Raw genomic sequence first — 12,417 nt, 5'->3', positions numbered from 1 at the left:
TTGATTTTATAGGTATTTATTTAAGGCTTCATTGGGAATATCTTGCCATAAGTTGAGTAAATCCGTGGCATTAAATTCTCTAGAGGTTGAATTTTGGCCTAATCGCTTACTGTTGGTGCCTGAATAGACAGCCCAATCCCCTCCAGGAGTACCTATTTCAGCAAAGCTAAGCCAGGATCCCTGAATAGAGGCGCTGAGCAGATGGGCCTCGGTTTCTCCACCGTACAGCATCTTAAGAGAATCTTCGCCATGGGTTCCAAATACATAGCCGAGCTCTACTGCATGACAAGCCCCTAACAGAGGTTGAGAGGCAAGGGGTTGTGTGAAATGGTAGTGAAAACAATTACCGGGATATCCATTGAGATGCCTGAGGCCTGGGAGGGTAAATACCATATCTGTAAGCATTAGATTCCAGGTTTTACTCCATATTGGCCAATGATTATCTTTAGTTATAGAGGCTTGTTGATAATAATAATTGATAATGGGTTTTAGCTTATCTTCAGGAATTAACCACTCTAGGTGTTTACAAATCTTTTGATAAGTAAGTGTATATATTTCCGGATTGGATGCACTAAACAAATTCCATTCTTCTAGATTGCTTCCTAAAAGGAGTGGGAGGCCTTTTTCTGTTGGTTTTCTACTAAGTTTTGTATCTTCTATAAGTTTATTATCAATAACGGGTTTAAACGGAAGTTTTCCCCATTTTTGATGTAGCTGTGTAGCTTCTAGAATTTTTTTCTGTGCTTGTAAAAGTTCTTTTGCTGTATAGTGATAAAGTGATTTTCCTTTACTTATTTTCCTGAGATGAAAAGTAAAGGCTTCTGCCATCTGGTTTGCCTGCTCGATAGAGTGAAGGGCTCTGGGGTGGCCGCTTTGCACAATGGCACGGGCATATAATCCTTGACATTCAGAAATATTCAAAATAGAGGCGATACTCATAGCGCCTGCAGACTCGCCAAAAAGTGTAATATTGTCTGGGTCTCCACCAAATACGGAGATGTTATTCTTTACCCACTTAAGTGCGGCAATTTGATCCAGAATGCCCTCATTACCGGTAGAGGGAATCTCGCTGATGTCCTTGAGGCGTAAAAACCCAAAAGAGCCTAGTCGATAGTTGAATGTAATGATGATGGCCCTGCCACTGGCAGCTAAGTAACTACCATTGTAAATAGGTTGACAGCCAGAGCCCATATAGAAAGATCCCCCATGAATCCAGAACATAACTGGAAGCTTCTGTGAGGGATTGACTGGGGGAGAAAAAATGTTGAGATGTAAACATTCCTCCCGCTCAGGAATTTCGCCATCTCGTCCTCGGACTTCCATTAATGTGGATGGGTTTTGCGCAGCCGGCATGCCGAATTCTTCTGCATGATATGGAGTTGTCCAGGGGAGGAGCTCTTCAGGAGGACTCCAGCGTAGTTCTCCTACGGGGGGGCGGGCATAAGGTATCCCAAGAAACTTATGGATCCCCAATTTCAAATCACTTTTACCGATGATGGGGCCAGAGCTAGTTTCAATTATTGGCGTCATATTTTTATTTAAGTGTTTGCCAATATCTGGATCCTTAGTCATTTCTGGCGCCCCTATCTCTAAAGCGAAATCTCAGATTTGTTTTTTCAGTGTGAATGGTTGCATGACTGTTACAGGCTCAACTGAAATCATATTTACAAAAAGGCGCTGTTGGGGAGTGCATACTTCTACCCTGAGTGTAATTTTAATGAAGTGAATTATAATTTAGTCAGCGGATTGCTGGCGGTGGGGTATTAGCTGTCTATTAGTCTGAGGTTTGTTTAGATTAGGGTTTTGAAGGATGATTAGTCATGGGGGAGTACACTGCTGGTCGGGTATTAAGCGATGGCCTTAAGAAGTGGTTGGGGATTTCATGAATTTTATGTTGCAAGCTGATTGGTCATGTTACATTCATAAAAAATTCATATTTTCAAATTTCTTGTCTTTGAAAACGCTGACTTCACTATTTATAACGTTTATGAGAAAAAAACCTCGTTTGAGATAATTTGTCCCACTTTTTAGTCGCTTGTTATTCTTATGAGATTGAAGATCTTCATGCGTTCCCTTAATGATGACCACTGTAACTTAGTTTGTGTGTTTAGTGATCATATCCAGTTGATATATTGTGGTGGAGAGATGGTTGCTTGTTGCTTGGGCTTCGCATTCAAATTGATTTTTTGAAGTTTAGAAACTGCCTCTTCAATATTGCCATTCATTGCATAGATAATACTAATTACTGCTGCTATGCGATATAAAACTTCGTTACTTGAGTTTGGTAAACTTATCTCTAATTCTCGATTTGGTAACTGTAGGGAAACCGAGTCATCATTGTCGTTTGCGCATGTTTTATTGATACGGACTTCGGCATTAGTGCTTTCCCCAAATAGAATAACTCTTCGAGCGTGTTTCTTAGCCTTTTTGAATATATAGTCAAAGCATTGAAGGTGTTCTCCAACTATTGCAATAGCAGGAGCGGTTAAACCTTCAAAGATCCGGGAACACAATTTGGCCATGTCGGCTACTGAAGTTGCCGTTTGGTTAGTGGACGGTAAATCAATTTCAGTAATTAAAGATATTGTCGGTTTAATACGATGTGTAATTGGCCCAGGCTTCATACTGAGGGCACTTTGCGTAACTTCAATAATCGCAGCTTCATGATCCTTATTTAGACTGGCTAACACACATGGGGCTGCTATGCATGAGTTGTCTGCACCAGAATTGGTTAGGACTTTATCCTTTGGACCAAGTGTATGTGTGATCATGTTTCGTATAGGAAGCCTCTCTGATGTTCCAGTAATAGCAATGACTTCACCATCGAAACGCTCGCGGGCTGCAAAACCTAGCTCTATGATCGTCTTAAGAGGGTCATCCACCTTTAACACTGGCAGTCCTTTAGGCAGTCCGGGGATAGGGCGTGAGACTATAGCTCCGGCAATTCGGTCAGCAAACGATGGTAGTTTTTTGTGAGAATCCCAGAATTTTGCTGAGACCTTCGGAATCGGCGCATGGTAGGAGCGATCCAAGTTTGTATGTGCAACGAAGAGAACTGGCTCTGATGATGCTTTAATAAGTCCACTATCTGAAACTACACTGCTTACGAACCACTCTTTATCTTTAGGGGGAGGTTCCAGCCAGGTGCCTCCAGAGATAGCGGCCAGCTGTTCTGCATTCCAAGTTTGCCCAGGTAGATGATCATAAATAATGTCTGGAAACTTGTTTCTATAAACTGGAATTTTGCTCTTTTGGTATTCACGTTGCGGAGTGAGGCTTAGTTTGCTCATTACTCCTGGAATAGGTATTGGCTTGATTTTAGTTTTATTGGAAATCAAACCGACATATAGATGTAGCTCCGCATTGCTAAGGTCTCTGCTTTCAGGTGCTCTAAGCCCAAAAAAATCACGGTAAATCGTGTTGGGTTCCCAGTGGCTAGTGGGGAGCTGCCAGTCACAGGGGTCGTGGTCCATAGAGGTTCCCCAGCAGGGCATGGAACTCTTCAAAGTTGGTACAGCGCGGAAGTCCAGTCTGAAGTCCTCAGAGAGTTTACTTTCGATTTTCCAATAGGACTCCACCCATAGCATCTGTCGGGATATTAGCTCTCTAGGAGTTAATTTAACCCCCAGTAGCACTAGAGGGCCAATTTTTTGGGGGGGGATTTGGGTATCAACAGGTACCGAAGGAACCTGCCATTGGGGGTTTATTGGGCGTTTTGCCAATATCTTTTCTTGCCGATAAGTAGTTTTGCTACTAATAGAGAGTTTTCTTGCCAAGCGTGAGGGCGGAGTAAGCTTTAGATTGGCTGTGCCGTCTTCACATAAATGGAGTTGAGTTCCCAGTGACAAACAAATTTGGGAAAACCTTTTACAGTGTGCTTTAGCAGCTTCACCATATAACTGCTTTGAGTAGCCAAAACCAGCTTCAACAGGAGCAAATGTGATTTGCTCAATGCCACTGGTACTTAGGTGCAGGCGAAAAACGCCACTATCGGACACGCTTTCACGGATACAATCAAAGAGTAAGTCCCCGACACCGTGGATAATAGGGCGCTGTTGATAGAGTTCTATACCTTGTAGATTGTGACTGCCAGAGCCCAGAATACCATCTGCGCCAGCCTCTATAATTTTGTGGGCTGCGATGACTTGCTGCGGACAGGGGTGAGCCTTGTGGTTGGCTTCCCAGTGCACGGCTACCAGAACCACCTGGGCTTTCTTGCGAGCTGCAGTAATAAGGGGCCGCAGAGTGTCGTACCATAGCTCTGGTACTGATAGGGGGAGGTGAGCACAACCAGGATGCGTGGGGCCGGCAGCATAACGAGGCTGGGTGGCATCAAGAGAGAATATCGCTACATTGATATTTCCAGCAGGTCTGATTACAGGGCTGAGTGCCTCCTCTAGATTCCTGCCGGAACCTGAATGTCCAATCCCTGTGTAATCAAGCCACTGCCCCTGTTCCATTAATGCGGCAGGCCCATAATCGCCACTGTGATTGTTGGCAGTACAGGCTATGTCTATTCCTGCATTAATGAGTATGGACAGCATCTCTGGTCTAGCGCGGTAATAATATGGGGAGGCCTCTCCCTTTGGAATACCCTGCTCACCGCTAGTGGCGATCACGCACTCCAGGTTGATAACGCTGAGATCGGCATTATTCATTGCTGGGACATGCCCCAGAACCTGTTCAATGCCCAGCTGGGCTGTACGGTAGTGTTGTCTGCGCCCCAGATTTACATCACCGCCCCAGGCAATCACTGGCTGATCTTGAACGATAGGGGGCGCGGTGGCTTGCCCATCAGTAATGATTTTGGATTGGTATAGATTGGCGGTTGCCCCTGTTTTTTTAGGTGCTTGGGATAAAAGATATTTCCTATAGGCGATCAAGCTAGAAAGACAATGACTCACTTCGTCTAATCTGACCCTGAAGTTTTCATGACGAGTAAAAAAACTGCCAGTGACTCTCGTCGGATTCTTAAAGAACATGGCAATCTCAGGCCAAAAATAGCCGTTTAATAGGTGATTGGCCCTACCATGTAATGCACGATAAAAGTGTTCAAGATCAATTTGGTCCAGTAGATATTGATATGCCTCTTGAGTGGTTAGATCCGAGATCATCTTTGCCGCAGCCACCATTAACTCGAGTAACCTTGGGGATGCAGTTATATGCTTCTCGACAAAGTCCAGAATACTGACAAAGTTACGGATACCGAACTGATAGTATTTCTCCTTCGGCCTATAAATCGTGAGCAGATTTACACAGTGGCTCACCCAGTGATCGTGAGTGCGCCAGTGCTCAGTCGCTATAAAATGATCCAAGCTTTTCTCTACCAGTGTTAACCAGCGCGGATTCTTATCCCAGCCATAAAGGCATATTAATGCGAAAGCCGCTTTACCCAGAGGGTTATTCGAGGCCGGCTGTTGTTTAATGGTGAAAGAAGAAAACTCCAGAACAAGGGGAAGCTGCCCAGTGTCCAGGTTTTGTATAAATTCTATGCCTCTGGCTAATTGCTCCATCAGGTCTGCATAAGTCCTACACTGAAAAGCCTCAGAATATTTAACCAGGGCTAATAGGCTTGCCGCGTTACTTGCTAGGTTGATTTCACTATGCTGTTCTACCCAAAAGGCAGCGGCTTCACTTGTGTTTGGGAAAGTTATTTGGATTAATTTAGAGGTAAGATATTTCAATGCCTCCTCTATGGCTTCCAATAGAGAATACTCTTTGGTGACTTCCCAGGCCTCAACCATCGCGCAGATGCTACTTGCGTTGCATAAGTTTTTGTTATTGATGATCTCTTGATCGAAACAGGCATACCATCCATAGTGAAAATGCCCACTGGGCTTTACCTGACTAGCTAGATAATGGCTGCTACTTTCAATAATCTTTGTAACATTCTGGCTATCCAGCTCTTCAATAACCCGGCGTCCAGTATTCAATCCCGATTCATATAGGCACAAAGGCTCCAGTTCTTTTTCACAAAAAAGCCCTGCAGTGGTCAGAAGTACAATGCTTCGTTCATCGGAGAAATCCAGATCTTCTTGCTGGTTAAAACGTTTCTTGAAGTATGAAGTAAAATTCTTTTCATTGAGGAATCCATGCTCGATTTTATCGCCGCCATGTAGCATGGCATTCCCGTTAAGCTCTTGTTCGAGAAAAGCAAATTTGCAATCGACATCCAATGCAAGGCCGTAGCGGAAGTAGGAGCGCTTGGTGTCCTGGAGAAGTTCATGTAAACCGGCAAGAGTCATTGTGCTCCTGCGGGTAACCCAATCTACCCGTAGCCAGCAGGGTTCTATTTTGGAGCTTTTAGCTGCCTTGTGGGTAATTTCAGTGAGAGTCTGCCAAGCGCTTGGGAAGTCCTTAGCATGGGTGTGCCGTACTTGAGCTCGTTGCTTGGCGTCACTGATAGAAAAAAAAAGCGTATAGGGTGGGCTGAGATCACGCAGTGCCCGTTCTACCATGGGGCGTGCTCGTCTAAGCATGCTGGATAGGGACATGTCGCTATTATTCTCTGTGGATCGGGGTGACGGCTACATTATTCGTATAGCTTTGCTGGGTAACTAAAAGAGGACTTTCCTGCTGGAGTATAGACATGCGAACAGATTCTGCTGGTAATGAGAGAAATCTTGCAGGAAAAATCTGATCAGATAAATTTTTTATGAATATAGAAAATTAGGTTTTCAAAACTAATCCACTTGGATAGTATTAGGGATACCGCGCTTAAGAATGGAAGGCACGCAAAGTGCCGAAGGTTCTCACAATTAACCCTTAAGCAACTTAAAAGGGTTAACTCCAGGTTGAATGAGTTTGCAGGTTATACGCTTGCCAATCCCTAAAACCCGAAAGGCGACCCTTTCGGGTTTTTTGTCAGAAAACTATTAACCGACCAATTAAAAATTGGTTCTCGCGGTTGATTACCCTGTCGACTTTTAAGGCGGCACATGGGCGTTAAGTCTGTGCGAAGGGTTGTCCTCCCTGGTTTTGTTTGAATCTTACTACCAGGTGCGGAGCTCAAAGAGTCTTAGAGGGCCTTTAGAGAACAAGGAAGAAATAGAAGTGGAGTATTAGGCAATGCGTTGGAATTGGTGGCAGAACCTCAGGGGATTTCCTCCTCTGGTCTGGATAATATTAGTAGGCAGTTTTTTTAGTCGTGGCACTTATTTTATGGTTTGGCCTTTTCTGGCCATTCTTCTTTTCAATAAATTTGAGTTGGGTGCAGCGGAAATTGGTTTGATTCTCAGTGCCTCAGCAATTGGTGCGGCGCTATTGGGCTTTTTTGTGGGGGCCTTGTCTGATCGCTATGGGCGTCGGAATATCCTGCTATTAGGTTCGCTAATAAACTTATGTTCTTTTGCGCTGTTGGCAGTGACCCAGACATTAGCGGGATTTATTCTGGCGATGACTCTTTGCTCAATTGGTCGCGCTGTTTGGGAACCGCCAGCCAGCGCATTGATTGGCGACTTAATGGATAACCAGGCGAGTCGTGAGTTAGCTCTGCAGCTGCGTTACTTCCTTATTAATGCGGGAGCGGCATTAGGGCCCATTGTTGGTGTCTGGGCGGGGCTTAGTGCGCAGCAGTCCACCTTTGGCTTAACTTCTCTCAGTTATCTGCTTTTGGCGCTGGCGTTTATTTGGGGATTTGCAAAAACAGAGAAGGGACAGCTCTCAAAGAGCAATGGTGATGGTTCTGTCGATTTAGGCAGTACCCTGGCGATATTGCGCAGGGACCATGTGTTTATGGTGGTGATTGTTGCCAATATTCTCACGATGTTTATCTATGCCCATATGGATTCCAGTCTGGTGCAATATCTGACACGGGCGGAGGCCCCGCGATTGGTTGAGCTGATATCCAGTATGATCTTTGTGAACGCAATGACCATCGTGTTATTGCAGTTTCCACTTATGCAATTGATGCGCAAGCTGGATATTAATGGGCGAATTATGATCGGGCTGGTGATATTGGCCGCGGCACAAATGTGGTTTGCCCTCAATCCGGTGCACTGGTTTTGGGGCTGGATGGGGGCGACCTTTGTCCTCAGTTTGGCTGAAGCGATTCTCTTTCCAACCATGAGTGTACAGATAGATCGGTTGGCGCCTGAGCATTTACGCGGTACCTATTTTGGGGCCTCTTCCTTTTACGCTCTTGGTTGGGCCCTGGCTCCTTTGGCTGGAGGGGTGGTTTTAGAGTGGTGGGGTGGACCGACGCTTTATTGGATGTTGCTGGCGCTTTGCGGTGTCGTATTCGCGCTTTATCGCACAACAGCTTACCTCTCCCGCCCACAGTGGCCGGTGCAGAAAGAGCAGACAATCTCTTCAGGTGAAAGTGCCAAAATCACTGGATAGTTAAAAAGAGGTTTTTCAGATATAGAAATAGATGGTGTCTGTGAGGCATAAAAAACGGGAAATCCAGTATTAAGCATGGAATTTCCCGTTCTGATTTGCCTGAGAAAATCCCCGACAAGAATATTGCCGGGGAATTTTTTTAGATCTCTGCGGCGAGGCGTGAGCCTTGGTCAATGGCGCGCTTGGCGTCGAGCTCCGCGGCCTCGTCAGCACCACCGATTAGGTGGGTCTTCACTCCGCGCTCCTGCAGTGCTTCATAGAGTTTGCGAGCAGGTTCCTGGCCAGCGCAGACAATAATGTTATCCACCTCTAGCAATCGCTCTTCATCGCCTACGCGAACATGCAATCCCTGCTCGTCAATTTTGTCGTAAAGAGCACCGGCAATCATCTCAACCTTGCGGTGTTGCAGACTGCCACGGTGAATCCAGCCAGTGGTTTTACCCAGGCCCGCACCCACTTTGGTGGTTTTACGTTGTAGCAGATAAACCTGGCGAGGGGTGCTTACCGCTTCGCGGGGTTTCAGGCCAGAGCGCTGTTCCAGCTCAATATCCACACCCCATTCACTAAAGAACTCTTCTTTATCGCTGGCAACCACTTCCTCTTCGGTGGAGTGGGGGCCGTCGTGAGTCAGGTATTCCGCTACGTCGAAACCGATACCGCCCGCGCCGATAATGGCCACTTTTTCGCCGACTGGTTTCTTATGCTTCAATACGTCCAGATAACCCAGCACCTTGTCGCTCACAATACCGGGGATCGGTGGAGTGCGCGGCTCGATACCGGTGGCGATTATCACTTCGTCAAAAGACTGCAGGTCTTCTGCGGTAGCGATAGTGTTGAGTTTGACCTCAACGCCAGTCACTTCCAGGCGGCGTTTGAAGTAGCGCAGGGTTTCCTGGAATTCTGCCTTGCCGGGAATCTGCTTGGCGATATTAAACTGGCCACCGACTTTGTCGCTGCCTTCAAACAGGGTTACCTGGTGTCCGCGCTCGGCGGCAACGGTGGAGGCAGCCAAACCAGCGGGGCCGGCACCGATAACAGCAACTTTTTTCACGTTTTCGGTAGGCAGGTAGTTCAACTCAGTCTCATGACAAGCGCGTGGGTTGACCAGGCAGGAGGTGAGCTTCAGCTGGAAGGTGTGATCCAGGCAGGCCTGGTTACAGCCAATACAGGTATTGATTTCATCGGCGCGGCCCTCTGCGGCCTTGTTGACGAAATCGGAATCTGCCAGGAATGGACGCGCCATGGAGATCATATCGGCCTGCCCGGAGGCCAGCACTTCTTCGGCCACTTCCGGCACATTGATGCGGTTACTGGCAACTACCGGGATAGACAGGTGATGTTTCACCTTGGCGGTAATATCGGTAAATGCGGCGCGTGGTACATTGGTGGCGATAGTGGGAACGCGCGCTTCGTGCCAGCCGATACCGGTATTGATAATCGTGGCGCCGGCTTTTTCGATAGCCTGGCCCAGGGCAACTACTTCGTCGAAGTCACTGCCATCTTCCACCAGGTCCAGCATGGACAGGCGGTAGATAATAATAAAGTCTTCGCCAACAGCCTCGCGCACACGGCGAACGACTTCGATCGGCAGGCGGATACGATTCTCGAAGCTGCCGCCCCACTTATCGGTACGCTTGTTGGTGCGCTTTACGATGAACTGGTTAATAAAGTAACCCTCGGAGCCCATGATCTCTACGCCGTCGTAGCCGGCTTCGCGGGCCAGGGTGGCGCAGCGTACGTAATCATCGATCTGGCCTTCGATTTCCTCACTGGTCAGCTCGCGCGGAGTGAAAGGGTTGATCGGAGCCTGGATGGGGGAGGGAGCAATCAGGTTTTCGTTGTAAGCGTAGCGGCCGGTGTGCAGGATCTGCATACAGATTTTGCCGCCTTCGGCATGAACGGCCTCGGTCACTTCCCGGTGCTGTTGCGCCTCTTCTGGGGTGTTCATTTTAGAGGCACCCTTAAATACGCCACTCTCTTCGTTGGGCGCGATACCCCCCGTTACAATCAGGCCAACGCCACCGCGGGCGCGCTCAGCGTAGAATGCCGCCAAACGGGTAAAGCCACCGGGGTGTTCTTCCAGGTTGGTGTGCATGGAGCCCATCAGCACCCGGTTTTTCAGGGTGGTGAAGCCCAGGTCCAGGGGGGCAAGCATATTAGGGTAGGCTTGGGACATGGCAAAATTCTCTTCTTGTAACCTTTGGGGTTCATTTATATATGCAAAAAAGTGCATATCGTTGCCCAGCAGGATAACAAGAGCCTTTGACGCGAAACAGTGACCTTTCCGGTCGAATTCAGTGATCAATTCCTGACGTTTTATTAAGCTATTTGCGTCCCATTCTCATTTGGCTGAAATGCTTGTTTTTAAAGGGATTTTCCTCTGTTCACTTATACAGCCAAAACCGCCAGAAGTTGCTCTCGCAGCCAGCGATTGGCGGGATCTTCTTGTAGATTTTTGTGCCACAACAGATGCCAGTCCATTAGGGGTATTTGGAACGGCAGTTCAAATAGGCGTGCCGAATACTGACTGGCCAGACTCGCTGGCACGGTCAGAGCTAAATCTGTGCGTAATACGATTAAAGGCGCAACTCGGTAGTGTTGTACACGCAGTTTGATGGTGCGTCGCCGCCCCAGTTTGTTCAATGCTATATCCGCCAGGCCAGGACCCGTGCGCCTACTGGAAACATGGATATGTTCCAGTTGTAAATACTGTTCCAGTGTCAGGCTCGACTCCCCAGCCAAGGGATGCTCATTGCGCAACATACAGAGATAGCGGTCTTGGTGCAGGCGCTGTTGTTGCAGTTGGGGCGCTGTTGCCAGAGGGACATCCAGGGCGAAATCCAATGTATTGGCGGCCAGTTCCTTGGCAAGCTGATCCCTGGGAACGTGAAATGACTCTACTGTTACACCCGGCGCTTCTTTTTCCAGGCGCTCTAAGAGAGGCGGCAGCAGTAGGGTTTCTGCCATGTCGTTCATAGATAGTCGCAATGTTTTGCGTGCCAGGGCGGGGTTGAATTGGCGGTGTTCATTCAGGCTGGTGCCCAGTAGGGAAAGGGCCTGCTGCACCCTAGGCATGATGGACTCCGTAAGAGGGGTGGGAGTCATGCCGGAGGGGCTGCGAATAAATAATGGGTCGTCCAGGGTACGGCGCAGACGTGCCAGGGCATTACTCACTGCCGGCTGGGTGATATGCAACTGCTCAGCGGCTCGGGTGAGGTTGCCCGAGTTATAAATGGCCTCCAGAACCAAGAACAGGTTCATATCCATTTTTTGCAACTGCATCTGTGCCTCAATCATAACCAGTGTGAATGATCATATATTCGCATAATAAACTTTGATGATTCAAACGAGAGGACTAGGGTTGGAGTTCCATAAAAAGAGGAACTCGCTGTGGCCGAATCAATCGTGGTGCGCCATGGACAGGCGTCCTTCGGCGCCGATGATTACGACAATCTCTCCGATATCGGCTGGCAGCAATCCCGCTGGCTGGGGGAATACTGGCGGGGCACTGGCCAGAAGTTTGACCGGATTTTCTGCGGCAGCCTGCGCCGTCATCGGCAAACTACCGAGGGTATCTGTGCAGGCCTTGGCATCGGCTTAGAGGGCCACTTGACGGTGGTTCCCCAATTGAATGAGTTCGACTTCCTTGAAGTAGCTCGCCTCTACAGTGAGAAAAAACCCGCAGCTACCCCCGGCCCCAATGCACCCCGTGCCGACTTTTACCGCTTTCTAATGCAGGGCATGCTCGCCTGGTCTGCAGGGGAAATTGCACCGGCAGAGAGTTGGCAGGCATTCGAAAATCGCATTCGTGAAGTTTTGGATTTAATCAGCGATAGCCCCAAAGGCAGTAAAACTCTGGTGGTCAGTTCCGGTGGGGCTATTGCCATGATGGTGCGGCAGGTATTGGGCGGTCCCCCCGAGTCGGTGATCAAACTCAATATGCAGATACAGAATACCGGCACTACCCGTTTTTTCTCTAGCGCAGGGCAGGGGCTCAGCTTGAACAGTTTTAATCACGTGCCTCATTTGGAGAGAGATGAGCGCCACACTTCCGTGACTTACAGCTGAATTAAAACC

Annotated in this window: 6 protein-coding genes; 2 read left to right on the top strand and 4 right to left on the bottom strand. The window is 48.0% G+C overall.

Features of this window, described 5'->3' with window-relative positions; all coding sequences use genetic code 11:
- Window positions 1–6: 6 nt before the first annotated feature.
- Window positions 7–1,572, bottom strand: a complete 1,566-nt coding sequence (locus ACJJI0_RS09360; protein WP_444885651.1) for a carboxylesterase/lipase family protein — start codon at window positions 1,570–1,572, stop codon at window positions 7–9.
- Window positions 1,573–2,114: 542 nt separating this feature from the next.
- Window positions 2,115–6,494, bottom strand: coding sequence for a CapA family protein (locus ACJJI0_RS09355; RefSeq protein ID WP_444885650.1), 4,380 nt, complete (start codon window positions 6,492–6,494; stop codon window positions 2,115–2,117).
- Window positions 6,495–7,068: 574 nt separating this feature from the next.
- Between ACJJI0_RS09355 and ACJJI0_RS09350 the strand changes: the two genes are divergently transcribed.
- Window positions 7,069–8,340: an MDR family MFS transporter gene (locus ACJJI0_RS09350; protein ID WP_444885649.1), complete on the top strand. Its 1,272-nt coding sequence runs from the start codon at window positions 7,069–7,071 to the stop codon at window positions 8,338–8,340.
- A 139-nt stretch (window positions 8,341–8,479) separates the two neighbouring features.
- On the opposite strand, the gene ACJJI0_RS09345 is transcribed toward ACJJI0_RS09350, so the two are convergent.
- Both ACJJI0_RS09345 and ACJJI0_RS09340 read right to left on the bottom strand, forming a co-directional pair.
- Window positions 8,480–10,516 (bottom strand): oxidoreductase, encoded by a 2,037-nt coding sequence (locus tag ACJJI0_RS09345; RefSeq protein WP_444885648.1) that lies wholly within the window; start codon window positions 10,514–10,516, stop codon window positions 8,480–8,482.
- A 212-nt stretch (window positions 10,517–10,728) separates the two neighbouring features.
- Window positions 10,729–11,622, bottom strand: coding sequence for a LysR family transcriptional regulator (locus tag ACJJI0_RS09340; protein ID WP_444885647.1), 894 nt, complete (start codon window positions 11,620–11,622; stop codon window positions 10,729–10,731).
- A 108-nt stretch (window positions 11,623–11,730) separates the two neighbouring features.
- On the opposite strand from ACJJI0_RS09340, the gene ACJJI0_RS09335 reads away from it, so the two are divergent.
- Entirely contained in the window at window positions 11,731–12,408 is a 678-nt protein-coding gene (locus ACJJI0_RS09335) for a histidine phosphatase family protein (RefSeq protein WP_444885646.1), read from the top strand.
- Window positions 12,409–12,417: the final 9 nt, after the last annotated feature.

The organism is Microbulbifer mixtoriginis (SeqCode) (assembly GCF_052466695.1).
Note: the sequence above shows the minus strand (reverse complement) of the source record. Positions and strands in the feature narration are given on the sequence as shown.

Coding starts and splice junctions, on each gene's coding strand:
- ACJJI0_RS09360 (WP_444885651.1), bottom strand. CDS start 1,572: ATGACTAAGGATCCAGATATTGGCAAACACTTAAATAAAAATATGACG.
- ACJJI0_RS09355 (WP_444885650.1), bottom strand. CDS start 6,494: ATGTCCCTATCCAGCATGCTTAGACGAGCACGCCCCATGGTAGAACGG.
- ACJJI0_RS09350 (WP_444885649.1), top strand. CDS start 7,069: ATGCGTTGGAATTGGTGGCAGAACCTCAGGGGATTTCCTCCTCTGGTC.
- ACJJI0_RS09345 (WP_444885648.1), bottom strand. CDS start 10,516: ATGTCCCAAGCCTACCCTAATATGCTTGCCCCCCTGGACCTGGGCTTC.
- ACJJI0_RS09340 (WP_444885647.1), bottom strand. CDS start 11,622: ATGCAGTTGCAAAAAATGGATATGAACCTGTTCTTGGTTCTGGAGGCC.